The following is a 26219-nucleotide window of genomic DNA, read 5'->3' on the forward strand; positions in this document are numbered from 1 at the left end:
CCTTTTGCGCACGCTGCCTATGCGCAAGCAGCTATCAAATAAAGAGCAAACTTCATGCGCGCTGCTCCAGGAAGTTTTTCAGCATCGCGTGGCCGTGCTCGGTCAGGATGGATTCCGGGTGGAACTGCACGCCCTGAATCGCCAGTTCGCGGTGGCGCACGCCCATGATTTCGCCGTCGTCGGTCCAGGCGGTGACTTCGAGCACGTCGGGGCAGGACGCGCGCTCAATCGCCAGCGAGTGGTAGCGGTTTACCGTGAACTGCTCGGGCAAGCCGGCAAAAACGCCCCGCTGCGTGGTCGTGATGACGCTGGTCTTGCCGTGCATCAGTTCCTGCGCCCGGATGATTTTTCCGCCAAACGCCGCGCCTATAGCTTGGTGGCCCAGGCAGACGCCCAGGATCGGCAGCTTGCCGGCAAAGTGCTGGATCGCCGCGACCGAAATCCCGGCCTCGGCCGGCGAGCACGGGCCGGGCGACACCACCAGCCGGTCGAGTTGGCCCGCGTCCAGCCGCGTGGCAATCTCGGCCACCGTGATCTCGTCGTTGCGGAACACCTCGACCTCGGCGCCCAGCTCGCCAAAATACTGGACGATGTTGTAGGTGAAGCTGTCGTAGTTGTCGATCATCAAAAGTTTCATGGCTCAGCCCTCCTGGTGCAGGCGCTTGAATTCGCCGCGCTCAAATTCAATGAATGCGTCGATCATGGCGCGGTAAGTGGCCTCGATGACGGCTTCGGGCGCGCCCTGCTCCGTGGCCATGGCCCTGACCCGCTCGACGATGAAGTCGATGCGCGCCTGGTCATGCACCTGGTTGGCATTTTGCTTGATGCGCGCGGCTTGGGCGACGTAGCCGCTGCGCTCGGCGATCAGCGCCACGATGCGCTCGTCCAGCGCGTCGATGTTGCGGCGCACATCGGCCATGGTGTGGCAGTGTTCGACCTTGTGAATCAGTGTCATGGCTTACTCCAGTCCTTCTTCAACCAGTTCGCTGGCGCGCAGCAGCGCGCGCGCCTTGGCTTCGGTTTCTTTCCATTCCAGTTCGGGCACCGAGTCGGCCACCACGCCGGCCGCCGCCTGCACATACAGCGTCTGGTCCTTGATGATGCCGGTGCGAATCGCAATCGCCACGTCCATGTCGCCGGCATAGCTCAGGTAGCCGCAGGCGCCGCCGTACAGGCCGCGCTTGGTCGGCTCCAACTGGTCGATCAGCTCCATCGCATGCACTTTCGGCGCGCCGGTCAGCGTGCCGGCCGGAAAAGTCGCCCGCAGCACGTCCATGCTGGTCATGCCGTCGTTCAGGATGCCTTCGACATTGCTGACGATGTGCATCACATGGCTGTAGCGCTCGACGGCAAAGGCTTCGGTCACCTTCACCGTGCCGGTCTGGGCGATGCGGCCGATGTCGTTGCGCGCCAGGTCGATCAGCATGACGTGCTCGGCGCGCTCCTTCGGGTCGTTGATGAGTTCGTGCTCGGCGGCCTTGTCGGCTTCCAGCGACGAGGCGCGCGGCCGGGTGCCGGCCAGCGGGCGGATGGTGATCTTTTGCCCCGCTTCCACCTGCTCCTGGCGCACCAGGATTTCGGGCGAAGCGCCGACCACATGGAAATCGCCGAAATGGTAGTAATACATGTAGGGCGACGGATTGAGCGAGCGCAGCGCGCGGTACAGCGACAGCGGCGACTCGGTGTAGCGCTTCTTGATGCGCTGGCCGACCTGCACCTGCATGAAGTCGCCGCCTTCGATCAGCTTTTTGGCGCGCTCGACGGCGGCGATGTAGTCAGCCTTGGCGAATTCGCGCTCGGCCGGGTAGCCTTGGCTTGGTTTGACGCTGGGCGCGCTGACCGAATACTTGAGCTGCTCCTTGAGTTCGCGCAGGCGCTTCTTGGCGTTGGCATAGGCTTCCGGGCGGGCCGGGTCGGCATAGACGATCAGGTAGAGCTTGCCCGACAGGTTGTCGATGACCGCCAGTTCCTCGCACTGCAGCAGCAGGATGTCGGGGCAGCCCAGGGTGTCGGGCGGGCAGCTTTTTTCCAGCTTTTTCTCGATGTAGCGCACCGCGTCGTAGCCGAAGTAGCCCGCCAGCCCGCCGCAAAAACGCGGCAGTCCGGGCCGCAGCGCGACCTTGAAGCGCTTCTGGTAGTCGCTGATGAAGTCCAGCGGATTGACGCGGGAGGTTTCAACCACCTGGCCATCGGTCACGACCTCGGTCAGCGCGTCATCCCCAAAGCCCGACGAGCGCAGCAGCGTTCTGGCCGGCAAGCCGATGAAGCTGTAGCGGCCGAAGCGCTCGCCGCCGACGACCGATTCGAGCAAAAAGCTGAATTTTCCGCCGTCCCTGGCGTTGGCCAGCTTGAGGTAGAGCGACAGCGGAGTTTCCAGGTCAGCGAATGCTTCGAGCATCAGCGGAATGCGGTTGTAGCCTTGCGCCGCGAGGCTTTTAAATTCGAGTTCGGTAATCACGATAGATCCTTTACCGGAAGACGATGCGATTCAGAAATGCCGTCTTCCGTCATTCAAAACGCCCCGAAGTCCGGGGCCGGGATGCTCTTGCGTGGCGCAAAAGCGCATCAATTCGGGAGGAAGCCGCCTGGAGGCAATGCAGGCTCAGGGCAATGAGCGGTGCGGGGCCTCAGGCGTGCCGTGAATGACAGGGGCGCCAAAGCCAGGCTCCCCGGCTGGTACCAGCTGTTTGAACGATGTGTTGAATGGACATGTTGGCCAAAGTGTAGCAAAGAGCCGCTTGCCACCCGGCGCAGCGCTGAAAAAATCACCTGCGGCAGATCACGCCAGCCGTCACTAGCGCAAACACCTGTTGCAAGGAAGCGGCTTCACGTTCCAAAATGGCTCCACAAAAAAAAGAACGACCGTTCTATTTAATAACTTATCTGGAGACATGGATGACTCTTACAAAGCGCTGCGTGACGACCCTGGCCGGGTTGCTGCTGACAGTCGGCATTCAGGCCGCGCCGGTTGAGATGGCAGGCGTCAAGCTGGCCGACCCGATTGACCTGGGCGACGCCAGACTGCAGCTCAATGGCGCCGGCATTCGCTACAAGGCCGTCTTCAAGGTCTATGTAGCGGCCCTTTACCTGAACAAAAAGGCGGCGACTCCGGAGGAGGTTTATGCCACTTCGGGTCCCAAGCGCATCAGCATCACGCTGCTGCGCGAGATCGATTCCAATGAACTCGGCAAGAGCTTTACCAAGGCGTTCGAGGAAAACGCCCCCAAGACGGAGATGTCCAGGCTGATTCCGGGCCTGCTCAAGATGGGCCAGGTTTTTGCCGACCAGAAGAAAATGGTCGCGGGCGAAAACTTCACCATCGACTGGGTTCCGGGCACGGGCACGGTGATTTCGGTCAAGGGCAAGCCGCAGGGCGAGCCGATCAAGGAGGCCGAATTCTTCAACGCCATGATGCGCATCTGGCTGGGCAGCAAGCCGGCGGACTGGAAACTCAAGGACGAGTTGCTGGGCAAGGCGTCCTGAGGCCGCCATGGCCCCTGCGGCCTTTGCCTATGTCAGCGCCGGTCGAACAGTTCCGCCAGCGAGTCCACAAAACCGTCGGCATCCACCGCGCGCACCGGCTCGCCATGGTTGTAGCCATAGGTCACCAGCAGCACCGGACAGCCTGCGGCCCGCGCCGCCAGCGCATCGTTGCTGGAGTCGCCAATCATCAGGGTGCGCGCCGGCAGCGTTCCCAGGAACTCGCAGGCCTTGCGCAGCGGCAGCGGATCGGGTTTCTTGCGCTCGAACGAATCGCCGCCAAAGACTTCGCAGAAAAACCCGTCCAGGCCCTTGAGCTTGAGCAGCGAACGCGCAAAGGCCAGCGGCTTGTTGGTCAGGCAGACGAGTCTAAGCCCGGTGCTTTGCAGGCTGCGCAGCCCCTCCAGCACGCCGGGGTAAAGGCTTGCATGCTGGCCGTTGATGGCCGCATAGTGCTGCTGGTAGCTGGCCTGGGCGCGGTCGTAATGCGCTACCAAATCAATAGCTGCACATGCCCGTCCTGATTGCGCAAACACATGATTCAGCACTGATTTCACCAGATGCTCGGAGCCTTTGCCGACCATGCGGCTGACGGTGAGGGAATCCAGTGCCGCGCCGGCCATATCCCGGGGCAGTACTTCGGCCAGCATCAGGTTGAGCGCCACCACGAAGTCGCCCATGGTATCGACCATCGTGCCGTCGAGATCGACGATGGCCGCGTCGTACCGGCCGTGGTTCAAGAAAATAGAGTTCACGCAAAAAATCAATGAAGTTCAAAAAAGCCACGGAAATCAGATCGATTTCAGGGAATGGAGTCCAAAAATTTTAACGTGTCACGCCTTTGGCTACGACGGTGAAGACATGTGCACATCCCGGCGGGCAGACGCGCGCCGGCGATGAAGTTGCGCTTCATGGCTGCGCCTCGGGGTAGCGGTGATGAGTCCGGCCAAACAGCCGCGCCAGTCCCAGCAGCGCATTGATATGGGGGGTGGGCACGTTCAGGCGCTGGCCCATCTCGTGCACCGCGGTGACGATGCTGTCGAGTTCGATGTCGCGCCCGGCTTCAGCGTCCTGCAGCATGGAGGTTTTAAACGCCCCCAGCCTGGCCGTGACCGCGTGGCGGTCCTCGGGGTCTTGCGTGATGTCGCAACCGATGTGCCGGCCAATGGCGGCGGCCTCGCGCATGGCGCTGGAACAGAACTCGCGCACCAGCGGGTCGGCCAGCAGGCGGTCGATGGTGGCGCCGGTGATGGCCGACACCGGGTTCATGGTCAGGTTGCCCCAGAGCTTGAACCAGATGTCGTAGCGCACATTCGGTGACACGGTGACATCAAAGCCCGCGCCGCTGAGCAGCGCGCCTACGCGCGTGGCCCGGGCCGATTCGCCGCCTGCCGCCTCGCCGAGGATCAGGCCCTGGCCCATGACGTGATTCACAATGCCGGGCGCGCCCCGGCTGGCGCTGGCATGCACCACACAGCCCGCGAGTTGTGGCAGCACCGGCCCCTTGAGCGCGACGATCACCAGGTCCTGCCGGCTCAGCTCGGCGGCGGTGTCCGACACCCTGGCGGGCGCTTGAAGCAACTGGCCGCCCTGATGCAGGCGCCAGCCGTGCTCGCGCAGGGCGGCGGCATCACCGCCGCTTTAAAAGCGCTCCTTGACGCCGGTGAACATCGCCCGGATCAACCGGGTTCGCTCCAGGCGGCCCATGACAATCGCGGCCAGGGCATGCAGCGTTGCCAGGCCAATCAGCACGTTGCCCAGCACTTCATGGACTTCCATCAGCACCTCGTCACCCCAGTAGGCGTCCAGCGTCTGCATCCATCCGGTGACGCCCAGCCCCAGCACCAGGCTGATCAGGGCCAGAATCATCAGCGCGCCCAAAGGGTTGTGCCCCCAGTGCATCTCGGGCTTGCCGGCCTTGAGCTGGCGAATATGCCGCCCAAGCCGGGCGGGCGTGGGAAAGAAGCTTGAAAACCGCGCGTAGCGAGAGCCGATGACGCCCCAGACGATGCGCGCCATCACCAGCCCCGCCGCCAGATAACCGATCCACTGGTGCAGCGCCTTGCCGTCACCAAGCACGAAGTAGTTCAGTGCCACGCAGCTCACCAGCGTCCAGTGAAACACCCGCACGAAACGGTCCCAGACGGGCCGGGCCTGGGGAGAGAAAGATGAATTTTCCATGATCAGGCGGGGGCGGCAGGGCTACCCCCTCCACGCTCACTTGCTTTCCAGCGGCGCGCCGGTGGCCGGGTCAAAGTAAATTTCGACCTTCTTGCCAGCCTTGTCGAAACCGTAGATTTCGTAGCACTGGCCCTTGCTGACCTTGAAGGTCTTGATCTGGTAGCCCTGCACTTCAAGGCTTTTCTTGAAATCAGCCTCTTTCATCCACTTGTCCTGGGGAACGCTGCAGGCGGGACCGGCAAATGCTGCACTGGACAGGGCAATCAGAAGGGGGGCGAGAAAAATGGATTTCATAGGGGTACTCACGGGTAGGTTGAATGCCAGCACCTGCTGACCCCCTGTATTTCACGCCGGCCAGATTAAGGGTTTCTGAAGGCCGGGCCTCAGCCCTTGAGTTCGGCGCGCATCGCGTCAATCACCGCCTTGTAGTCGGGCTTGCCGAAAATCGCGCTGCCAGCCACGAAGGTATCGGCGCCGGCGGCGGCCACGCGGGCGATGTTGTCGATCTTGATGCCGCCATCGACTTCCAGGCGGATGTCCCGGCCCGACGCCTCGATGCGCTTTCTCGCCTGCTCGATCTTGCGCAGCGCCGAGTCGATGAAACTCTGGCCGCCAAAGCCGGGGTTGACGCTCATGATCAAAATCAGGTCGATGTCGTCAATCGTCCAGTCCAGCACGTCCAGCGGCGTGGCCGGGTTGAACACCAGCCCGGCCTTGCAGCCCCTGGCCTTGATGGCCTGCACGCTGCGGTGCACATGGCTTGACGCTTCGGGGTGAAAGCTGATCAGGTCGGCGCCGGCATCGGCAAAGGCGGCGGCCAGGCTATCGACCGGCTGCACCATCAGGTGCACGTCAATCGGCACGGCCGTGCCGTCGGCGCGCTTGGCGTGCGGCTTGAGCGCCTGGCAAATCATCGGCCCGAAGGTCAGGTTCGGCACGTAATGGTTGTCCATCACGTCAAAGTGAATCCAGTCGGCGCCGCCGGCAATGACGGCTTTCAGCTCGTCACCCAGGCGGGCAAAATCGGCTGACAACAGGGATGGGGCAATGCGATAAGTGGGCAGGGTTTTAGGCATGCGCAGGATTGTCGCAGCAAGCGGGCGCTACATCAGCGGGCCAGGCAAGCGGCTGGCAGAGCCCGGACCGGGGCGGTTAACATGGCGGCCAAACCGATTTTCATGCCATGCCCCATGTCCAAATACCAATTTTCCTGCGAAGTCCTGCCCCAGTACCTGCCTGAGCAATCGGCGCCGGAGCACGGGCTGTATGGCTTTTCCTACACCGTCACCATAACCAACACCGGCGAAGTTGCGGCGCAGCTGATCTCGCGGCACTGGATCATCAGCGACGCCAACGGCCACAACGAAGAGGTCAAGGGCCTGGGCGTGGTCGGCCAGCAGCCGCTGCTCAAGCCCGGCGAATCCTTCCAGTACACCAGCGGCTCGCGCCTGCGCACCCCCAGCGGCACCATGCACGGCAGCTACTTTTGCGTGGCCGAGGACGGCGAGCGCTTCGAGGTGGTGGTTCCCCTGTTTGTACTGGAAGCGATGAACGGCAGCAGCCCCTCCGGGCGCGTCCTGCACTGATCCGGTGGCGGTGCGACCTGCGATGAAGAACCTGACCCAGTTGCTCAGGGCGCTGGACCCGGGCGCCGAGCTGGCCGACCGCCATGTCTGGCTGATCAAGCTGTTTGAATGGATTCGCGGCGACAAGGCCTCGGTTCAGGCCGCCGTGGCGCGGGTGCAGGCCTTCATCGAGGCCGTGCAAAAGCAGCCCGAGCTTCAGGCGCGCCTGCAGGCCTGGTGGGAAACACTGATCCAGACGGTTGACATCACCCCCTTGCTGGCTGATTTCGGCTTTGCGCCGCGCACCGCCTTTGTCAGCGAACTGGCCGAGCGCCTGCGCCGCAAGCTGCTGCCCGGCACGCCTGAAACGCGCGACGCCTCGGAGCTGTTCCCGCTGGTGGTGCCGACGCGTTTCGATGCCCAGTGGATCAGTGCGCTGGAAGAAACCCAGATGGCGCAGCTCACGGTGCTGCTGTCGGCCAACCCGGCGCGCGACACCCGGCGCTGGCACTACAGCCTGATGGACGCCATCACCTACTGCACGGCGCAAATCCGCGCCACCGGTTTTGCGCCGGAACTGCGGCTGCGCATGAACCGGGCCAGCCCGCATGCACGCTCGTTTCATGCCCTGCCCGCCGATGTGCAGGAACTGCGCACGGTCTTTTTCCAGCCTAGGCGCGACGATGCGGCGCTGCAGGCGGCCGTCAGGCAGTACCGTGAGCGGCTCGATGCCTGCCGCCAGGCAGTCAACAGCATTTATGCCCATCTGGAGGAAAACGGCATTTCCGTCGGCATGGTGTTCCGGCTGCGCCAGCTGCGCGCGCGCATGCTGCGCGACCGCGAACTGCTCGATGCCCTGCTGTCGCCCAAACCGGCCATGGCCGCGCTCAAGCTGCTGGCGCGGCGCGTCGCCACCGCGCAGGAAAGCAAGAGCATAGGCGCGCTGATCAGCACCAATTCGACCCTGCTGTCGGCCAAGATGGCCGAGCGCAGCGCCGAGACCGGCGAGCACTACATCACCCGCAACCGTGCCGAGTACAAGGAAATGCTGGGAAAGGCGATGGGCGGCGGCGCCGTCACCGCGCTGACGACGCTGCTCAAGTTCATGGTCGTGGGCATCGGCCTGTCGGCGTTCTGGAGCGGCTTCTGGGCCAGCGTGGCCTATGCCGGCTCGTTCATTTTGATACAGCTGTTGCATTTCACGCTGGCCACCAAGCAGCCGGCCATGACGGCGCCGGCCATGGCTGCCAAGCTCAAGGACATCGACTCCGACGAATCCGTCACCACGCTGGAGGACTTCGTCGATGAAGTCACGCACCTGGTGCGCTCCCAGGTGGCGGCGGTGTTTGGCAATGTCTTCATGGTCGTGCCGGCCGTGCTGCTGGTCAACGCCGTGATCGGGCTGCTGCTGGGCCGGCCGATGATCAGCCATGACAGCGCCCACCATGTGCTGGAATCGCTGACGCTGCTCGGCCCGACGCTGCTGTGGGCGGCCTTTACCGGCGTGGTGCTGTTTGCCTCCAGCATGATTGCCGGCTGGGTCGAGAACTGGTTCGTGCTGCACCACCTGGGCTCGGCCATGCGGCACAACCCGCGCTTTACCGCCGTGCTGGGCAACGAGCGCGCGGCCCGCTGGTCGGCGTTCACGCGCGAACACATCTCGGGTTTTGCCTCGAATATCTCGCTCGGTTTCATGCTCGGCCTGATCCCGGCGTTCACCGGCTTTTTTGGCCTTGAGCTGGAATTGCGCCATGTCACGCTTTCGACCGGGCAACTGGCGGCCGCCGGGGCGTCGCTGGGGCTGGAGGCTTTGCGGCAGGCGGCGTTCTGGTGGAGCGTGGCCTCGATTCCACTGATCGGCGCGCTCAATCTGGGCGTGAGTTTTTACTTTGCCTTCCGGCTGGCGCTGCAGGCGCACAACGTCAGCAAGCTCGACCGCGCCCGCATCCGGGCGGCTATTCTGGCGCGCTGGCGCAGCCATCCGCTGCACTTTTTCATCCCCCGTTAAGATCAACGCTTTCGTCCTTGTCCTACAAAAAGATTCGGCCAAGTCCTGTAAATTCACGAAACATTGTTGTTTCCCCCTGGCAAGCACCGGCCTTTTGACCGGCCTGCGGCCTGCTCAAGGCCGGGCCTCCTGCCGGGCTTCATGCCTTGCCTGCGGGCCTGGCAGCGCAGCCCCCAACCCCTAGCGTGGAGACATACTTCTCATGAACGAAATCATGGCCATCTGGGCCGAATGGATCAAGCCATCGGCCGGACTGCCGACCGTGCAATGGTCCATCCTGCTCGCGCTTGCCGCCGCCGCCGGCCACCTGGTCAACCGCTACACCGGCCTGCCCAAGGTGATTGGCTATTCGGCCGTCGGCACCTTTGCCGGCCTGGCCGGCTTCACCGGCGCGGCCTGGCCGCTGCAGGGAACCGGCCTGTTTTTGCTCGAACTGGGCGTGGCGGTGGTGCTGTTCGAAGCCGGCGGGCGCATTCCGCTGCGCTGGTTCCGGCACAACCCGATGGTGCTGGTGCAAAGCCTGGCGGAATCGACGCTGACTTATTTCGGGGTGTACTGGCTGCTCGGCCTGATGGGCGTGCCGGCCGTGGTGGCCGAGTCGCTGGCGCTGGTCGCCATGGCCGCGTCGCCGGCGGTGCTGTCGCGGGTGGCGATTGACACCCGCGCCGCCGGCCCGGTCACCGAGCGCGCGCTGGTGCTGTCCACCCTGAGCACGCTGTATGCACTGACGCTGTGCAGCGCCAGAGCCGGCATGCTGCCGCGCGGCGAAGCCGGCCTGTCGGACACGCTGCTTCCGGTGCTGGTGGTGCTGGGCCTGTCGGTGGTCGTGGCCGCCGTGCTGGCGCTGGTGCTGCGCACGGCGCTGCGGGTGATGAGCCCGACCAGCGAGAACACCGCCATCCTGCTGCTGTCGCTGATTGCGGCCGGGGCGGCGCTGGCATCCAACTTCGGCGGCTCGGCGCCGCTGGCGGCGCTGCTGGGCGGCATGCTGCTCAAGCAACTCAACCCGCGCCCCTGGTCCTGGCCCCGGCAGATGGGCACGGCCTCGTCGATGCTCACCATGCTGATGTTCGTGCTGGTGTCGGTGGTGGCGGCGCAGGCCGACTGGAGCCGGCCCGTGGCCAGCCTGGTCCTTGGCCTGGTGGTGGTGCGAATGATCGCCAAGGTGGCCGGCGTGTCGCTGGGCAATGCCGGCAGCGGCACCAGCTGGCGCCAGGGCCTGTGGGTCGGCTGCGCCATGTCGCCGATGTCGTCGGTGGCCTTGCTGCTGGTGTCGCAGTACGTGGCCGCTTCGTCGTCCATCGGCGGCCAGGTGGCCGTCATCGCCCTGCCCGCCATCCTGCTGATGGAAATGCTGGGTGCCGTGCTGGCCACGGTCGCCCTTTACCGCGCCGGCGAATGCTCGCGGCCCTGGTCTCCCGTCGTGCGCGGCGCTTCAACCGGACCTGTCCATGAGTCTTGAACCCTTCCAGAAGTCAAGCGCCCTGTCCCTGGGCGTCGAGCTTGAAATGCAGCTCGTGAACACCCACGACTACGACCTGGCGCCCTACGCCGAGGACATGCTGCGGCTGATGAGCAAGATTGCGCTGCCCGGCGCGGTGGTGCCCGAGATGACGTCGAGCATGATCGAGGTCTCGACCGGCATCTGCCACTCGTCCGCCGAGGTGCTGGGCCAGCTGACGCAGATCCGCGATGCGCTGGTCAAAAGCGCCGACAAGCTCAACATCGCGGTGGTCGGCGGCGGCACCCATCCGTTCCAGCAGTGGCACGAGCGCCGCATCTACGACAAGCCGCGCTTTCGCGAACTGTCCGAGCTGTACGGCTACCTGTCCAAGCAGTTCACCATCTTCGGCCAGCATGTGCACATCGGCTGCCCCGACGCCGACACCGCGCTGCTCACGCTGCACCGCATGTCGCGCTACATTCCGCATTTCATCGCCTTGTCGGCTTCCAGCCCGTATGTTCAGGGCCAGGACACGGCCTTCGACTCGGCGCGGCTGAACTCGGTGTTTGCCTTTCCGCTGTCGGGCCGCGCGCCGTTCGCGCTGACCTGGGACGAGTTCACGGTGTACTTCAACAAGATGGCGCACACCGGCGTGGTCAAGAGCATGAAGGATTTCTACTGGGACATCCGGCCCAAGCCGGAGTTCGGCACGATTGAAATCCGCGTCTTCGACACGCCGCTGACCATCGAGCGCGCCACCGCGCTGGCCGGCTATGTGCAGTCGCTGGGTTCGTGGTTCATGAACGACCAGCCCTTCATGCCGACCGAGGACGACTACCTGGTCTATACCTACAACCGTTTCCAGGCCTGCCGTTTTGGCCTGGACGCGGTGTATGTCGATCCGGCCACCGGCGGCCACATGCCGCTGCGCGAACACATCCTGATGACCATGGCGCAGATCGAGCGCCATGCGCACCGGCTGGACGCCAGCGCCTCCATCCACCTGCTGCGCACCAGCGTCGAGCGCAACGACAACGACGCCCGCTGGCTGCGCGAGCGCCAGGGCGAGGAACGCCTGCTGGCCGAAGTCATCCGCCAGGCAGCGGACCGCTTCCGGGGTGGCGTGGACCATGAGCCGGGTGGATTTTCGTAGCGGCGCAGGGATTTTCGGCCTGCGTGGGTTGGCGCCACTGGCGCTATGCTTGCCGCCATGGGTGAATTTGACTTGATCGCGCGCTATTTCACGCGCCCCGCCACGCGCGCCGTACTCGGCGTGGGCGACGACTGCGCGCTGCTGCAGCCCGCGCCGGGAACGCAGCTGGCCATTTCCAGCGACATGCTGGTCGAGGGCCGGCATTTTTTCGCCGATGTCGATCCGGCCGCGCTGGGCCACAAGGCGCTGGCCGTCAACCTGAGCGACCTGGCCGCCTGCGGCGCGACGCCGCTGGCCTTCACGCTGGCGCTGGCCCTGCCCCGGGTGGACGAGCCCTGGCTGGAAGCGTTTTCGCGCGGGCTGCTCGCGCTGGCCGACGCCCACGGCTGCGAACTCGTCGGCGGCGACACCACGCAGGGGCCGCTGAACATCTGCATCACCGTGTTCGGCGAAGTGCCGGTGGTCAACGGCAAGAGCCAGGCGCTGCTGCGCTCGGGCGCCAGGGCCGGCGACGACATCTATGTCAGCGGCACGCTGGGCGATGCGCGGCTGGCACTCGAAGCGCTGCGCGGCGGCATTGCTCTGCCCGCCGACCTGCTGGCGCAAGCCAGGGGGCGGCTGGAGCGGCCCACGCCGCGCATCGCGCTGGGCCAGGCGCTGCGCGGCGTGGCCTCGGCGGCGCTCGACATCAGCGACGGCCTGCTGGGCGACCTGCGGCACATCCTGAAGGCCTCGGGCGCTGGCGCGACGCTGGACACCTCGATTGCTATTGAATTAATAGCTTCTCGTGCCCATCCGGCGTGCGCAAAAGGCCTTATTTCCTTAAAAAACCAGCTCGACTACGTGCTCGCCGGCGGCGACGACTACGAACTGGCCTTTACCGCGCCGGTTTCGGCCCGCGAAGCCGTGCTGGCCGCCGCGCGTCAGGCCGGCACGCCCGTCACCCGCATCGGCCGCATCGACGCCGAACCCGGCCTGCGGCTGCTCGATGCGCGGGGCCAGCGCCTGACCGGCGATTTTTCTTCCTTTGACCACTTTGCCTGACCTACCCGCATGACCGAAGCCCTCGCCTCGCCCTCGCCCGCCGGCCCCATTCGGCCCACGGCCAAATTCCTGCTGGCGCATCCGGCGCATTTTGTCGCCCTGGGCTTTGGCTCGGGCCTGAGCCCCTTCGCGCCCGGAACCGCCGGCACGCTGTGGGCCTGGCTGTCGTTCATGCTGCTGCAGCGCTGGCTGACGCCTGGCGGCATCGGCTGGCTGATCGCGCTGTCGATTCCCGTGGGCTGGTGGGTCTGCACCGTCACCGCGCGCAACATGCGGGTGCTCGATCCGGGCAGCATTGTCTGGGATGAAATCGTCGCCTTCTGGGCGGTGCTGTGGCTGGTCATGCCGGCCGGCCTGCTGGGACAGGCCATCGCGTTCACCCTGTTTCGCTACTTCGATGCCGCCAAGCCCGGCCCGGTCGGCTGGGCCGACCGGCTCTCGCACGGGGTTGATCCGGCCAGCGACCGGCATGCCTGGAGCATCGCTGGCTTTGGCATCATGTTCGATGACCTGGTGGCCGCCGGCTGCACGCTGCTGGTGATCGCCCTCTGGAGGTTCTTCGCATGACCGACTCGCTATCAAAAACAGAGCTGTCCGCGCTTACCCCACCTGCGCAAACGGCCAATTTAGCCATTATTTTGCAAGAAAAAGGCTGGTTCATGGCCACGGCCGAAAGCTGCACCGGCGGGATGATCGCCGCCGCCTGCACCGACCTGGCCGGCTCCAGCAACTGGTTTGAACGCGGCTTTGTCACCTATTCGAATGAAGCCAAGACCGAAATGCTGGGCGTCGCCGCCGGATTGATAGCCCGGCATGGCGCGGTCAGCGAGGAAGTGGCGCGCGCCATGGCGCAGGGCGCGCTGACCCGTTCGCACGCGCAGGCAGCGGTGGCCGTCACCGGCGTGGCGGGTCCAACCGGCGGCAGCGCGGACAAGCCGGTCGGCACGGTGTGGTTCGGCTGGGCGACGCCGGCGGGCGTCGTCAGCGAACTGCGGCATTTCGACGGCGACCGCGCCAGCGTGCGACTGGCCACGGTGGGGCATGCGCTCGGGCGGCTGGTGGAACTGCTGGCCGCCAAGCCCTGAGGCCGGCGCTCTACTCGAACGCCGTCACGCTCACGCCGTGCTGCGCTGAAAACGCCTTCAGGATGCCGGCGATCCGCGCGTCATCCAGCGTCGTCGTGAGTTCGACCAGCTTGTTGCCCGGGCCTTTGTGGCTGTCGCTGACCGCGACCGTGGCCGCGCTGTCCTGCGCCGCCAGCAGCGCTTTCAGGGTGGATTCGAGCGCGCCCATCACGGCATCGCGCTGGGGCTGGGTCCGGTCCGAATCGGCCAGGTACTGCACGTCAAAGGCAAAGTGGGTTTTCATCGGCATGGCATTCAACGCGCGTTGCCCAGCGTGGCCGACAGCGTGATCTCTGGAACGCTGGCCAGCGCTTTTGACAGCGGACAGGCTTTTTTCGCGCCCTCGGCGATTTCCTGGAACTTCGCCTCGTCGATGCCAGGCACCACGGCCTTGAGCGTCAGCGCGATGCGGTCGATCAGGAAACCGTCGCCGTGCGGCACCAGGCGGACCCGCGCCTGGGTATCGACCGACTCGGTGGCAAAGCCGGCCTTGTCGCAGGCAAATGAAAACGCCATGGTGAAGCAGGCCGCGTGCGCCGCGCCCAGCAGTTCCTCGGGGTTGGTGCCGCGCCGGTCGTCTTCAAAGCGGCTGCCGAAGCCGTAGGGATAGGCCTGGAGCGCGTCGGTTTCGGTACTGATCTGGCCCTGGCCTTTTTTGCCCTGGCCTTGCCAATGGACGGATGCGGATTTTTCAGTCATGTGACAGCTTTCAAAACAGATTGGGGTTGCAGGAAAAGGCGCCGCAAGGCGCCCGGTCCAAGCAGTTTGCCCGCTCAGGCCCGGCTGCGGCGTCAGACAAGACCGCAAATGACGCGCCTACGCGTCGCCCTCCAGGCCCAGGTTTTTCATCAGCCAGAGCATGCGCGCCAGTTCGGGCCTGAGCTGCGCGCGCGCCTCGGCGTCCAGCCCGGCCAGGCTGGCCGGCAGGCTCAGGGCGCGCGGCGAGATGGGCGGGCCTTTTCGGGCGAACACGATGCTGTTGCTCTGTTCAGCCGTGATGATTTCGACCGCATTGCCGCTGAAGCTGCGGCTGATGCGCGCCAGCAGCAGCGGGTAGTCGGGGTGCTCGTAGTGCAGGTTGACCGCCAGCACGCCGCCGGCCGGCAGCGCGGCGAAACAGTCGTCGTAAAAGCGCTGGGTGCACAGCGCGGCGGGCTGGCCCTCGTGGTCAAAGCCATCGACCAGCAGCACGTCGAACCGTGGCGATTCGGTGTGCAGGTACATCGCGCCATCGGCGGCAATCACCTGGAAGCGCTCGCCGTCGTCGGGCACCTGGAAGTCATGGCGCAGCGCCAGCACATAGGGGTTGATCTCCAGCACCGTCATGCGGCTGGCCGGCAGGAAGCGGTGACAGAACTTGGCAATCGAGCCGCCGCCCAGGCCGATCATGCCGATGTGCGCGGGTGCCGGGTCGAACAGCAAAAAGCCCATCATGGTGCGGGTGTAGTCCACCTCCAGCCGCCAGGGGCTGTGCGTGAGCATGCGGCTTTGCAGCTCGCCCCGGGTGAAATGCAGCGACTTCGACGCGCCGTCGTCGAGCACGAAAGGCTTGACATACTGCAGCGACCGGAAATCGCCCGGCAGCGCCGGCTTATCGGGCATGCGGGGAAAGCAGGAAATTCAACGGCATCAGGTTCTTCTCTTCTCAGGCGGTCAGGCGTCCAGGTCGGCAGGCAGGCCGCTGATTATCGGCCCGCGCCACAAGCCCGGGCTACCAACCCCGGCCGGAAACTCCAGGATTCGCTCGTAGGCCAGCAGGCTGGCCTGGTAGCAGTGGCAACTGATGCGCTCCAGGCCGGCCTCGTCGCGCAGCATCATGTAGCCATGGCTGTAGCTGACCAGGCCGCGCTGCTCGAAGGCGCTGGCGGCCCGGCTCACGCTTTCGCGCCGCACGCCCAGCATGAAGGCCAGCGCCTGGTGGGTCAGGAACAGCTCGCTCGAATGCGACAGGTCGCGCGTCATCAGCAGCCAGCGCGCCAGGCGCTGCAGGAGCGTGTGGTGGCTGACGCAGACCAGCTGCCGGGCCAGATGCGTCTGGAACACAGCGGCATAGCGGCTCAGCACGTCGCGCAGAAAGGGGTCGTCAAGCAGCCGCGACTCCAGCGCGCCGCGAGGGATGCGAAAGGCCCGGCCCGCGCCCTGGACCGCGCCGGTGAACGCGGACGTGGCGACCCTGAGCACCAGCGACGTGTGCAACATGCCTTCGTTGCCCACCATCGCGACCTGGACATCGGGCGCATCGTCCGAGGGCATGACGACACAGACAAAGCTGTCCAGCGGGAACCAGGCGTAGTCCAGCGGCCGGCCCGCCTGGCTCAGCACCTGCCGGTGCCTGAGTTCGACCAGCTCGCAATGCGCCAGCAGCAAGGCGCGTTCTGGCGCTGGCAGCGCCGAGATCAGCCGGTTGGCCAGGGAGAGGTCTTTCCCGACCGCCATTGGATGCCTTCGTGAAGCTTGTTTAAAAAAAGGAATGTCCGCCTAGGGCCGGGCTTTCAGTTCAAACCGCCGTCCATCGGCCGCCTGGCACTGCCCGCTGACTTGGGGAAACCCGGTGGCCAGCTGGCACTGCAGCACCTTGGCGCTGCTGGCGAACAAAAACGCGCGCCCCCACGCGCCGGTATTGGCCGTGCCCGGAGCAAGCGCGCCGGCATCTTCGGCCCGGGCGGCGTAATGGCCCCGGTACATCAGGCCCTCAATCTCGACGGAAACGGCTTCATCCGGCAGGCTGTACCGGCCCAGGTAGGTGCGGCCATCGGTCACGAAAGCGACCGCGCCCGCGCTGCCTGCCGGCTGCGCCAAAGCGGCGGCGCCGAGGCCAAAAACCGCAAGCGCCATGCAGCGAACGAGGGCCTGGATGGGTTTTTTCATGCGCTTCCCCACAGTTGAGCGTCACATTCATCGAAGACAAATCGGCATTTCTACGCCTTTCCAGGGACATCGACATGCGATTTATCAAGACGCCCAACAAATGGTAAACAAAAGTTATTTCCCGTTTACGCGTGGTTACCCATCTCTTGCATCCGTAACTCTTTAGTTTTCACTCGAAGGCTTTCAAAAACTCACAACAGCCATTTTTAGTTACAACAGGTTTTTGGCTTGCACTCCCTTGCATTCAGCGCAAACCGTCGAAGGGCTGGGTAACCATTCCCCTGCAGCCCTCGCAGGCAAAGCCCCCACGGGGGGAAGGGCTGAAAAACATGGCCCAAAAAACCACTCCAGCTGGCACGACCGGTTGCAGGCACGCCAGGCTTTGCCCGCCAGTCCATTGATTCAAAACGCCCCTAACCGCCTAACTCATCAGTAGCGGCTTTTCAAAAAACTGTGTTCCCGCGCACATCCGTTTGTTCAGGAACAAGCCGGTTTGACACTCCGCCCCGGAGTTGCGGGAAAGACTTTTTCCCCCTGCTTTTGCGTTTTCACTTCACCAGATAGTCAGCTCGACCTGCGGCCCTCGCCGGCATGGCGGCTCTTTTTACATTTCTACACGGGAAACCCGGTCATGCAACGTCGCAATTTTTTCATCCAGTCATCGGCCATCACCTTGGGCGCCACTATGCTCGGGGGCGTGAGCAACAGCATGGCGCAAAGCACGCGAAAGCGCGGCACCACGACGACAACCACGACGCCGCCCGCCACGACCGGCCCGATCAACGCGGTGGCGGCGATTCAGGCGCTGCGCATCCCCTCCGGTCCCTACACCGGGGGCTACGAGATCGCTCCCAATGGCCTCATGAACTGGTACTTTGCCAACCTCGGCCTGATTTCCGTGGTGCAGTACCTCGACGCCGCCGCGCTGGACAGCCACATCCGCGTCTACCTGGACCTGTACCTCAGCAAGCTGGAGTCCAACCTGTCGATCCAGGACGTGCATTTCCCGTTTGGACGCGCCAACCCGAGCCGTTTCACGCTGGCGCTGGCCGACTCCGACGACTCCTATGTGGCCACCCTGCTGAGCCTGGCCGTGCGCTACCTGCGGGCCAGCCAGAACTGGGCCTGGTGGGACAAGAACAAGGTCATGCTCAAGAACATGACGAACAAGAACATCATTGCGTCCATCAAGCCCAGCGGCCTGACCAGCGTGTTCCAGTCGCCCCGCAGCCAGACCAACAACGCCGGCTACCTGATGGACAACGCCGAAGTCTATCGGGGCCTGCGCGACTTTGCCGCCATGCTCCGGGAGCGCGGCGACACGGCCGATGCCACGTATTACGACCAGTTCGCCGTCAAGATGGCCGCCGGCATGGCCGGGCTGTTCAGCGCCAGCACCAGCGCCTTCAGGATGGCCGACCTCTCGACGCGGACCGAAACCTCGTTTTACCCCGGCACCACCTGCCAGGTGTTCCCGCAGGCGTTTGGCGTGGCGGAACTGTCGGGTTACTACGACCGGGCCTGGACGTTTTTCAATGGCAACACGCCCGGCTGGGAAACCGGCAAGCTCGATCCCTATCCCTGGGCCGTGCTGGGCCTGGCCGCCGCCAAGCGCGGCCAGACCGCGCTGGCCAATGCGCAGCTGGCATCCATGGACAAGACCTTTTCAGTCAACCGGGCGCTGGTCACGATCAATGAACTCGGGTTCTACCAGCGCACCCGCAGCCTGCTGACGGGCCGGAGCGACATCTAAGCCTAAGCCAGCGGACTTCAGGAATGACGCTTTCACTTTCAGCGCTGCATCCGCCAACGCGCGCTCATCAATGGCTGTCGCGCTCGGTCGCGGGACTGCTGTGGGCCGTGGCCGCCGCCAGCACGGCCTACTGGGGGTCGCGCATCGCCAGCGCGGGCGCCACGGTCGCCGTCCATCAAGCGCCCAGGCAGGCACTGGACACCCAGGCCCCCGCGCATCAGGCGGCGCTGGCCCGTGCGCTTGGCGCATCGCCCCCTGCGGCCGGTGCGCCCGAAGCCGGGGCCGCACAGCGATTTGCCCTGCTGGGGGTGATTGCCAGCGGGACAGGCCAGGGGGCCGCGCTGATTTCGGTCGATGGCGAGCCGGCCCAGCCCCTGGCCGTGGGCGCGCGGATCGCGTCCGCTTATGTGCTGCAGGCGGTGGGCCGGCGTGACGCCGTGCTGCTGGACAGCGCAGCGCAGCCGGCGCGGATCAGGCTGACGCTTCCCGATCCGGACGCGGCCCCTGCCGATGCGCAGCCGGCGGCAACCGCAGTTCGTGCTCCTGCACAGACCGCCGACGCCGTGGCCGCAGCGCCTGCCGAGCCTGCGGCGGTCACTGCGGTGGACGGGCCTCCCGTAGCGCCTGCCCCACCGCCCCGGCCCAGCACGGAGCCAGCGGCGCGGCAGGATGCAAGATACGCGTCCCCGGGGCGCTAGCGCCGGCCTGAATCACGCGCGCCCGGCACGGCAGCCGGCGCGCGCTTGCAATGCCGGTGGTTTCGCCTCAGACTGGCAGGCCCGCCACCCCATCGCCGGAGCCCGCCATGATCCCTTTCAGCCCCGAAGAATTCAAGGATGCCACGCGCCAGGCGTGGAACCAGTCAGCCAGCGGCTGGAACCGCCAGACGCCGGCCGTCCACGACTGGCTCATGGCGGCCACGGCCGACATGCTGGATGCGGCGCGCATCACCACCGGCATGCGGGTGCTCGACATGGCCGCCGGCACGGGCGACCAGACGCTGGACATCGCCCGGCGCGTCGGACCCGGCGGTCATGTGCTGGCCACCGACATTTCCGAAGCCATGCTGCGCTTCGCCCATGACAACGCGCAGCAGGCCGGCTTGCGACAGGTTGAGACGCGGGTGTCCGACGCCGAAGACCTGGACGTGGAAGTTGCCAGCTTTGATGCCGCCGTGTGCCGGCTGGGCCTGATGTTCTGCCCGGACCCGGTGCAGGCGCTGCGCCAGATGCACCATGCGCTCAAGCCCGGCGGGCATGCGGCCGCGCTGGTGTTCTCGGAGCCGCAGCGCAACCCGTGCATCGGCATCCTGATGGCAACCGCCCTGCGTCATGCCGGCCTGGGGCCGCGCGACCCGTTCCAGCCCGGCGGCCTGCTGAGCCTGGGCAAGCCGGGGCTGCTGGAGTTCTGTTTCGGCCAGGCCGGATTTGCCAAGGTGACCGCGACCCGGGTCTATGCGCCGTTCCAACTGCCCTCGGCCCGCGATTACCTGGACTTCGTGCGCGCGTCGGCCTCGCCGATTGTGCAACTGCTGGGCCAACTGGAGCCCGAAGCCCAGGAGGCCGCGTGGGCCGACATGGAAGAGCAGCTCGATGTATTTCAGCTGCCCGAGGGCTGGGAAGGGCCGAATGAATTGCTGCTGGTGGCGGGGATCAAACCGGCGGCCTGACGAGTCATGTTTTCAGCATGAAAAATGCCTTTTGCGCTTGCTGAACGAGCGAATTCAGCTATTAATTTCATAGTGAATGAGGGTTTTTGGACCCGACACCTTCCCAAGACAAACGTGACGCCCCACAAACCCTCACGCCATCAATTTCAGCCCCGGCGGCAGCGACTCGCCCAGCATGCGGCGCTCGGTAGCCGCGTCGAGTTCCACCTTTTTTTCCACCATGGCAACCCAGGCCGCAGGCGCGTGGATGGCCCTGAGCCGCGCCATGAGCTGCTCGCGCAGGGCCAGCGGCAAGTCCCGGGCGCGGTCGTCGGTCACGCGCGCCAGGTTGACGGCGGCGAAGGCGGCGGCCTCGATGCGCTTCCAGTCGAGCGCCAGCAGGCTTTCAACCCAAGCCGCCGCCGTCTCGGGCGGAACCACGTCATGCGGGCTGCCGTGGAAGGGCTCGCGCGCGCCGATGCGGCCCAGCGCCCATAGATACAGGCTGTCGTCGCCGCTGCCGTCATGGCCCGCGCGCTGGCCCGGCGGCGGCGCTGCGGTGGATTTTTGCAGCCGGCCGAGCAGCCATTCGCCGATCTCGGTCTTGTAGGCGGCCGGGATGCGCTCCAGCGAAGCGCCCAGGCGCAGCATGTCGCCCAAACTGCCCTTGACCGGCTTGGCGCCCTCGAACCCGTCGGCGCCCTCTTCGCTGATCTGCAGGTTGAAGGCGAAGTCATCGAGCAGGCGCAGCTGTGAGGGCACGTCCAGCCCGCCGGCCACGCGCCGCCACAGCGTCCACCATTCGGCGCCCACCTGCTTGTCATTGACATGCTGCACGCCGGGCGCAAACAAGGTCCAGAGCTGCTGCACCCGCCAGGCGTCGAGCGCATCGCCAAAGCCCGGGCGCAGGCCGTAACCGGCCAGATTCAGCCAGACCCGTTCATGCTCGGCGCTGCGCCGCCGCCCGCGCGCGCGCTGCCACAAGGCATCGAACAGCTGGCGCAGCACCGGCGTGGTCCATTGCGCGCGGTCGCCGAGCAGGCGCTCCAGCTGCGCGCGCAGCTGCGTCACGTCCTTGGGGCTGACCTGCTGCTTGTTGGTGCCAAAAATGCGGTCGATCTGGCTGATGGCGTCCGTCATGCGGGCGGCCAGCCGGCGGTCTTCGGGGCTGCGCGGGCCGGCGGCGTCGGCATCGGGCTGGCGCAGGGCAAATGCCAGCAGCCAGCGCTGGCCGGCATCCAGCAGGCTGACGCAGTGCAGCTCCAGTGTGCCAACCTCGGTCAGCGAGGTGGCCAGTTGCACCGGGATGTCCTGCCGGCTCGGCGCTGGCTGGCCGCTGGCCGCAGCGCCAGGCGCGGCCTGCAGCACCATCACGAGGGGCGGCAGGCGCACCAGCGCGTCCTCGTTCAGCGTGACCAGTTCACCGAGCCGGGACGGCGCCTGGCCGGCCTCGTCGGCCACCGCGCTGAACAGCTGGAAGCGCACCGGCTGGCCGACGCGCAGGGAAAAGCTGCGGTCTTTCAGCAGCATTTCCTGGCCCGGTTCGCTGCCGCGCGGCAGGATGCAGATGCCGCGTGCCTTCGCCGAGCCTCTTGAATCATCGAGGCGCAAAAAGTAGCTGCGCGCCGAGCCGCCGCCGATGCGCGGCGCCTGGCCCTTTTGCGACAAGGCGTAAGCCACCGCGCCGCGCGCCACGGCCACGTCGGGGTTGTCGTTGTGCAGCAGGCGCAACGGCTCGCCGCGCCAGCCGCCCAGCGTCTGCGCCAGCCGCCGGACCAGCGCGTCGGCGCGAAACACGCCGCCATTGAGCAGCAGAGCAGCGGGCATCTGCGGCCCGTGCTGGCGCAAAAAGTCGGCGATGTGGCGGGTGATGGCCGCGTCGCGCGCATACGGCAGGCCGAAGGCGACGATGCCGCTGCGCGCCTGCTGCACCTGCGCGCCGGCATCCACCTGCGGGAAAAAACCGTCAACGATGAGACGCTCGACCTCTTCGCGCGCCAGCATCACCGAGCGGCTGCCGCCAATCAGCCGGGCGCCGCCGCCCAGCAGCGTGACCGGCGCCTGTTCGGGCGCGTCGGCGGCCAGCAGCAGTTCCTTGGCGGCGCGGCAGCGGTCCATCAGCTGCGCCAGCCGGCTGGCCGACAGCGGCGCGGCAGGCGCACCCGCCGTGCCGCCCATGCGGGATTCGACCGCATGCGCCAGCGCCAGGTCCATGTTGTCGCCGCCCAGCATCAGGTGGTTGCCCACGCCGATGCGGGTCAGTTGCGGCTGGCCACCGGCCCATTCGACCTCGATCAGGCTGAGGTCGGTGGTGCCGCCGCCGACATCGCAGACCAGCACGCGCCGGGTTTGTCCCAGCGCCCCGGCCAACTGGTGGCGGTGGCGCAGCAGCCAGTCGTAGAACACCGCCTGCGGCTCTTCGAGCAGGCGCAGCCTGGGCAGGCCGGCCAGGCGCGCGGCGCTCAGCGTCAGCGCGCGGGCGCCTTCGTCGAAGGACGCCGGCACGGTCAGCACCAGTTCCTGCCGCTCCAGCGGGCTGTTCGGAAAGCGCGCGTTCCAGGCCTGCCGGACATAGCGCAGGTAGCTGGCGCTGGCCTCGACGGGCGAGACTTTGGCCACATCGTCAGGCGCGCCCCAGGGCAGGATGGGCGCGAGCCGGTCCACCGCCGCATGCGACAGCCAGCTTTTGGCGCTGGCCACCAGCCGGCCCGGCACCTGCGCGCCCAGCTTGCGCGCCAGCTCGCCGAACACCACGGTCGCCGGGCCGGATTCAGGCTCCGCAGGCCAGGGCAATTGCAGCGCGGCCGGATCCAGTTCGCCCGGTGCCGCGTGGTAGCGCACCGAAGGCAGCAGCGGCCGCGCGGCGACTTCACCGGGCGCGACCAGTTGCTCGATGTCGAACAGGCGGATGTCGGCCGGCCCGGCCGGCCCGCCCTGCCCCGACGCCAGCGGCGCATAGGCGACGACGGTGTGGGTGGTGCCCAGGTCGATGCCGACGATGTAGTGGCTCATCAGGGTTTGGCGCTTCAATTCAATCTTCAGGTTGTCAGTCAATGCTCAACTCACCCCGTCCCCGCGTGACCCCTTCCCCCGCTGGGGGAAGGAGCAATACGGGGATTCAGGCCTCCAGGCTGTTCGCGCGCACGTCGAACTCCACCTTCCAGCGCTCGCCGCCCTGCGTGGCGACGGCGGTCAGCTCCAGCGTGCCGGTGTCGGTGGCTACCGCGCGCAGCCTGACCTGCACGACTTCGCCGGCCTGCCGGCCTTCGGCGGGCAAGGTCGCCTGGATTTCGCCCAGTTCCTGCAGCTCGTCGGGCTGCCAGAAGTCGAGCAGCGTGCCCAGCTGGTCCTGGCGCCGCACCGACGAGCCGAAAAAGCGCAGGTGCATGGCCTCGCCCACGACCAGGCCGAATTCCTGCGTCTGCAGGTCGGCCTCGATGCCTTCCTCCATGCCGAACGGCGCAATGCACAGCGCCTGGATCGGCGGCTCGAAGCCCGGAATGGCGGGCATCGACGACTCGACCGCCACGTAGTAGGCGCGCGCCGTGCCGCCCCGGATGCGCACGCCCTGGCCGCGCCGCACATAGCCGTAATACGCCGCGCCGCGCGCCACCGCCAGGTCCATGTCGGCGCCGCTCAACGCCCGGGCCGGCGCGGCCTGCTCGGCGGCCAGCCAGCCGTTCAGCGTCGCCAGCGTGCGCTCGGCCAGGATGTCGGACTTGAAGACGCCGCCGTTGAACAGCACCGCAGTCGGATGCAGAAAGCTGGCGCCCGCATCGACCTTGCCGGCAAAGCCTTCGAGTTCGGCGGTGGCCCCGGCCTGGCGGCCCAGCAGCGCGGCCAGGTGCCGGGTCACGCCGGCGTCCTGCGCGTAAGGCAGGCCCAGCTGCGTCAGGCCGCCCCGGGCGCGGTTCACCGGGCGGGTTGCCGCCTCCACCTCGGGGAAAAAGCCTTCGAGCAGCGCGCTGCGCACTTCGTCCTGGGTCAGCTCGGTGCGCACCGAGCCGCCGATCAGTTTGGAGCCCCGGCTCGGAACGACGATGGGCTGCGCCTGCAGGCTGGCGTCGCTCAGCAGGCTTTCCTTGGCGCTGCGGCAGGCGTAGGTCAGCGCGCGCATCTGCCACGGGTCGAGCTGCTTGCCCTCGCTAGAGAGCTTGCGCGCCACGACGTGCGCCAGCATCAGGTCCATGTTGTCGCCGCCCAGCAAAATGTGGTCGCCCACGGCCACGCGGTGCAATTCGAGGTTGCCTTCGCGCTCCAGCACGGCAATCAGCGAGAAGTCGCTGGTGCCGCCGCCCACGTCGATCACCAGGATGATCTCGCCCGGCTTGACGTCCTTGCGCCACTTGCCGGCGCTGGCCTGAATCCAGTTGTAGAGCGCGGCCTGCGGTTCCTCCAGCAAGGTCAGCGAGGTGTAGCCGGCAGCGCGGGCGGCCTCGGCGGTCAGCTCGCGCGCGGCCGGGTCGAACGACGCCGGAATCGTGACGGTCACGTCCTGCCGGTCGAACGGCGCCTCGGGGTGCGCGTGGTCCCAGGCCTGGCGCAGGTGCGCCAGATAGCGGGTCGAGGCTTCCAGCGGCGAGACGCGCGCCACTTCGGGCGGCGCATCGTTGGGCAGGATGGCCGCGCGCCGGTCCACGCCGGGGTGGCAGAGCCAGCTCTTGGCGCTCGACACCAGGCGGATCGGCGTCTGCGCGCCACGCGTGCGCGCCATTTCGCCGACGGCGAAGTCCTGCTCGCCATTCCACGGCAGCGCCAGGTCGCCTGCGGCGAGTTCGCTTTCATGCGGCAGGTAGAGGAAGGACGGCAGCAAAGCCAGGCTCTCGACGCTGCCCGGCGCGCTCAGCTGCGGGATGTCGAGCACGCCGTAGCTGGTCTTTTCGCCATCGCTGGCGCCGATATCGACATAGGCCAGCGCGCAGTGCGTGGTGCCCAGGTCGATGCCGATGGAAAACTGCGGCTCGCCCGCAGCGGTTTCGGTGCCTGCGGCGCTGGCGGCCTGTGCGGCCTTGGTGGTTTTGGCGGCGTTCACAGTTCCACCTCGGCCTGGGCCAGCACGGTGGCGTCATGGGCGGCGCCCAGCTTGGGCAATTTGACTTCGGTGGCACGCCAGCCCCGGTGGCTCAAGGCGCCCTTGAACGGTGCCTGGCCGACCACGTTGCCGGTCAGGCGGATGGCCCGGGCGTCAAACCCGTCATTCAGCGTGATGCGGCTGCCCTCGGCTTCGGGGCGCACCGGCGCCAGGGTGAAATGCTCGCGCAGCACCTTGGCGCAGCCTTCGTGCACCAGCCGCGCCGGGCCGCCGATCTCGGCGTCGCTGTAGCCGCTCAGGTCTTCCTGGACGAAGTCGATCAGGCGCGCGTCGCGCTGCAGCAGCGCCAGCAGTTGCAGCGCGGCGTCGGGCGTGGCCTGTTTCAAAGGCGCGGGCGCAGCGGCAACGGGCGCCGGCGTGGGCGCGGCGGGTGCGGCAGCCTCTCGCAGGCCAAGCACACGGCTGGCGTAAACAGGATCGGACAGGCTGCTGAAAAAAGCGCCAAAGGCGATGGGAATGCGCCTGAAAAATGAAGGATTCGCGTCTGGCGTTGATGGGGTCATTAAGGGCTCCTGATTACGCCGGCTTGCGGCCGAACATGGGTGGATTGGACGGGAAGCGGATCACAAAAAACGGCCGGGACGACACGCCTGCGGCATGGCACCGGGCGCGTCGCCGGCAGCGTTATTTTCCAAGGATGAGCATCAAATGCTGCCCGTTTGTGAAATTCCCGGTTGCAAGCGTCTATTGTCTCCACAAAAAAACACCTGATGAGCAGGCTGTTCACTATTTTCAAGCATAAAAAAGGCCTTTTGCGCTTATGTGGTGAGCGCCACCAGCTACTTAATTCATAGCAAATTGCGCTGCCTTGCCCAGGCACGCTGGCCGCCAGGATGTTGAACGGCGCCAGCGCCGCGTG

27 protein-coding genes are annotated in these 26219 nt (G+C 66.2%); 11 read left to right on the forward strand and 16 right to left on the reverse strand.

The window, feature by feature from the left end; all coding sequences use genetic code 11:
• Nucleotides 1-52: 52 nt before the first annotated feature.
• From PNAP_RS18255 to trpE, 3 genes are read right to left on the reverse strand one after another with little or no spacing between them, the layout of a single operon-like run.
• Nucleotides 53-637 carry an aminodeoxychorismate/anthranilate synthase component II gene (locus PNAP_RS18255; RefSeq protein WP_011803014.1) on the reverse strand — a complete coding sequence of 195 codons (585 nt, stop codon included), beginning with the start codon at nt 635-637 and terminating at the stop codon, nt 53-55.
• A gap of 3 nt (nt 638-640) precedes the next feature.
• Nucleotides 641-955 (reverse strand): chorismate mutase, encoded by a 315-nt coding sequence (locus PNAP_RS18260; protein WP_011803015.1) that lies wholly within the window; start codon nt 953-955, stop codon nt 641-643.
• 3 nt (nt 956-958) lie between these two features.
• Complete coding sequence (trpE, locus tag PNAP_RS18265; RefSeq protein ID WP_011803016.1) at nt 959-2458, reverse strand: anthranilate synthase component I; 1500 nt, start codon at nt 2456-2458, stop codon at nt 959-961.
• A gap of 437 nt (nt 2459-2895) precedes the next feature.
• On the opposite strand from trpE, the gene PNAP_RS18270 reads away from it, so the two are divergent.
• On the forward strand, nt 2896-3483 hold the full coding sequence (locus PNAP_RS18270) for a chalcone isomerase family protein (RefSeq protein WP_011803017.1): 588 nt from the start codon (nt 2896-2898) through the stop codon (nt 3481-3483).
• A gap of 32 nt (nt 3484-3515) precedes the next feature.
• Here the strand turns inward: PNAP_RS18270 and gph are convergent, their stop codons facing one another.
• The 5 genes from gph to rpe form a co-directional block, all read right to left on the reverse strand.
• Nucleotides 3516-4235, reverse strand: a complete 720-nt coding sequence (gene gph / locus PNAP_RS18275) for a phosphoglycolate phosphatase (RefSeq protein WP_041377432.1) — start codon at nt 4233-4235, stop codon at nt 3516-3518.
• A gap of 154 nt (nt 4236-4389) precedes the next feature.
• Nucleotides 4390-5061 (reverse strand): 2-dehydropantoate 2-reductase, encoded by a 672-nt coding sequence (locus tag PNAP_RS18280; RefSeq protein ID WP_011803019.1) that lies wholly within the window; start codon nt 5059-5061, stop codon nt 4390-4392.
• Nucleotides 5062-5121: 60 nt separating this feature from the next.
• Nucleotides 5122-5661 (reverse strand): cytochrome b/b6 domain-containing protein, encoded by a 540-nt coding sequence (locus PNAP_RS18285; RefSeq protein ID WP_011803020.1) that lies wholly within the window; start codon nt 5659-5661, stop codon nt 5122-5124.
• Nucleotides 5662-5697: 36 nt separating this feature from the next.
• On the reverse strand, nt 5698-5955 hold the full coding sequence (locus PNAP_RS18290; RefSeq protein WP_011803021.1) for a PepSY domain-containing protein: 258 nt from the start codon (nt 5953-5955) through the stop codon (nt 5698-5700).
• 89 nt (nt 5956-6044) lie between these two features.
• Complete coding sequence (gene rpe, locus PNAP_RS18295) at nt 6045-6737, reverse strand: ribulose-phosphate 3-epimerase (protein WP_011803022.1); 693 nt, start codon at nt 6735-6737, stop codon at nt 6045-6047.
• A 114-nt stretch (nt 6738-6851) separates the two neighbouring features.
• Between rpe and apaG the strand changes: the two genes are divergently transcribed.
• From apaG to PNAP_RS18330, 7 genes are all read left to right on the forward strand, one after another.
• Nucleotides 6852-7247 carry a Co2+/Mg2+ efflux protein ApaG gene (gene apaG / locus PNAP_RS18300; protein ID WP_041376801.1) on the forward strand — a complete coding sequence of 132 codons (396 nt, stop codon included), beginning with the start codon at nt 6852-6854 and terminating at the stop codon, nt 7245-7247.
• A gap of 22 nt (nt 7248-7269) precedes the next feature.
• Entirely contained in the window at nt 7270-9234 is a 1965-nt protein-coding gene (locus PNAP_RS18305) for a site-specific recombinase (RefSeq protein ID WP_011803024.1), read from the forward strand.
• Nucleotides 9235-9436: 202 nt separating this feature from the next.
• Entirely contained in the window at nt 9437-10696 is a 1260-nt protein-coding gene (locus PNAP_RS18310; protein WP_011803025.1) for a cation:proton antiporter, read from the forward strand.
• Nucleotides 10686-11831 carry a YbdK family carboxylate-amine ligase gene (locus PNAP_RS18315; RefSeq protein ID WP_011803026.1) on the forward strand — a complete coding sequence of 382 codons (1146 nt, stop codon included), beginning with the start codon at nt 10686-10688 and terminating at the stop codon, nt 11829-11831. The genes PNAP_RS18310 and PNAP_RS18315 overlap by 11 nt, the downstream gene beginning before the upstream one ends.
• 57 nt (nt 11832-11888) lie before the next feature.
• Nucleotides 11889-12875 (forward strand): thiamine-phosphate kinase, encoded by a 987-nt coding sequence (gene thiL, locus PNAP_RS18320; RefSeq protein ID WP_041377434.1) that lies wholly within the window; start codon nt 11889-11891, stop codon nt 12873-12875.
• Nucleotides 12876-12884: 9 nt separating this feature from the next.
• Entirely contained in the window at nt 12885-13442 is a 558-nt protein-coding gene (locus PNAP_RS18325; protein WP_011803028.1) for a phosphatidylglycerophosphatase A family protein, read from the forward strand.
• Complete coding sequence (locus PNAP_RS18330) at nt 13439-13960, forward strand: CinA family protein (protein ID WP_011803029.1); 522 nt, start codon at nt 13439-13441, stop codon at nt 13958-13960. The genes PNAP_RS18325 and PNAP_RS18330 overlap by 4 nt, the downstream gene beginning before the upstream one ends.
• Before the next feature lie 10 nt (nt 13961-13970).
• Here the strand turns inward: PNAP_RS18330 and PNAP_RS18335 are convergent, their stop codons facing one another.
• The 5 genes from PNAP_RS18335 to PNAP_RS18355 form a co-directional block, all read right to left on the reverse strand.
• Entirely contained in the window at nt 13971-14249 is a 279-nt protein-coding gene (locus PNAP_RS18335) for a hypothetical protein (protein ID WP_011803030.1), read from the reverse strand.
• 5 nt (nt 14250-14254) lie between these two features.
• Nucleotides 14255-14698, reverse strand: a complete 444-nt coding sequence (locus PNAP_RS18340; protein ID WP_011803031.1) for an OsmC family protein — start codon at nt 14696-14698, stop codon at nt 14255-14257.
• 117 nt (nt 14699-14815) lie between these two features.
• Nucleotides 14816-15601 (reverse strand): spermine/spermidine synthase domain-containing protein, encoded by a 786-nt coding sequence (locus tag PNAP_RS18345; RefSeq protein WP_011803032.1) that lies wholly within the window; start codon nt 15599-15601, stop codon nt 14816-14818.
• 51 nt (nt 15602-15652) lie between these two features.
• Nucleotides 15653-16435, reverse strand: a complete 783-nt coding sequence (locus PNAP_RS18350; protein ID WP_011803033.1) for a Crp/Fnr family transcriptional regulator — start codon at nt 16433-16435, stop codon at nt 15653-15655.
• A 42-nt stretch (nt 16436-16477) separates the two neighbouring features.
• Nucleotides 16478-16867, reverse strand: a complete 390-nt coding sequence (locus PNAP_RS18355; protein ID WP_011803034.1) for a hypothetical protein — start codon at nt 16865-16867, stop codon at nt 16478-16480.
• Nucleotides 16868-17498: 631 nt separating this feature from the next.
• Between PNAP_RS18355 and PNAP_RS18360 the strand changes: the two genes are divergently transcribed.
• The 3 genes from PNAP_RS18360 to PNAP_RS18370 all read left to right on the forward strand — a co-directional run bounded on the left by PNAP_RS18360 (nt 17499) and on the right by PNAP_RS18370 (nt 20289).
• A complete protein-coding gene (locus tag PNAP_RS18360; protein ID WP_011803035.1) occupies nt 17499-18620 on the forward strand; it encodes a hypothetical protein in 1122 nt (373 codons plus the stop codon).
• Between the two features lie 23 nt (nt 18621-18643).
• On the forward strand, nt 18644-19318 hold the full coding sequence (locus tag PNAP_RS27705; RefSeq protein WP_011803036.1) for a hypothetical protein: 675 nt from the start codon (nt 18644-18646) through the stop codon (nt 19316-19318).
• Nucleotides 19319-19425: 107 nt separating this feature from the next.
• On the forward strand, nt 19426-20289 hold the full coding sequence (locus PNAP_RS18370) for a class I SAM-dependent methyltransferase (RefSeq protein WP_011803037.1): 864 nt from the start codon (nt 19426-19428) through the stop codon (nt 20287-20289).
• Between the two features lie 132 nt (nt 20290-20421).
• Here PNAP_RS18370 and PNAP_RS18375 read toward each other — a convergent pair whose 3' ends face one another.
• The 3 genes from PNAP_RS18375 to PNAP_RS18385 form a co-directional block, all read right to left on the reverse strand.
• Complete coding sequence (locus PNAP_RS18375; protein ID WP_049763781.1) at nt 20422-23280, reverse strand: Hsp70 family protein; 2859 nt, start codon at nt 23278-23280, stop codon at nt 20422-20424.
• 106 nt (nt 23281-23386) lie between these two features.
• Complete coding sequence (locus PNAP_RS18380; RefSeq protein ID WP_041377439.1) at nt 23387-25216, reverse strand: Hsp70 family protein; 1830 nt, start codon at nt 25214-25216, stop codon at nt 23387-23389.
• Between the two features lie 80 nt (nt 25217-25296).
• A complete protein-coding gene (locus PNAP_RS18385) occupies nt 25297-25863 on the reverse strand; it encodes a DUF2760 domain-containing protein (protein WP_011803040.1) in 567 nt (188 codons plus the stop codon).
• Between the last annotated feature and the right edge of the window lie 356 nt (nt 25864-26219).

The organism is Polaromonas naphthalenivorans CJ2, assembly GCF_000015505.1.
GTDB lineage: Bacteria > Pseudomonadota > Gammaproteobacteria > Burkholderiales > Burkholderiaceae_C > Polaromonas > Polaromonas naphthalenivorans.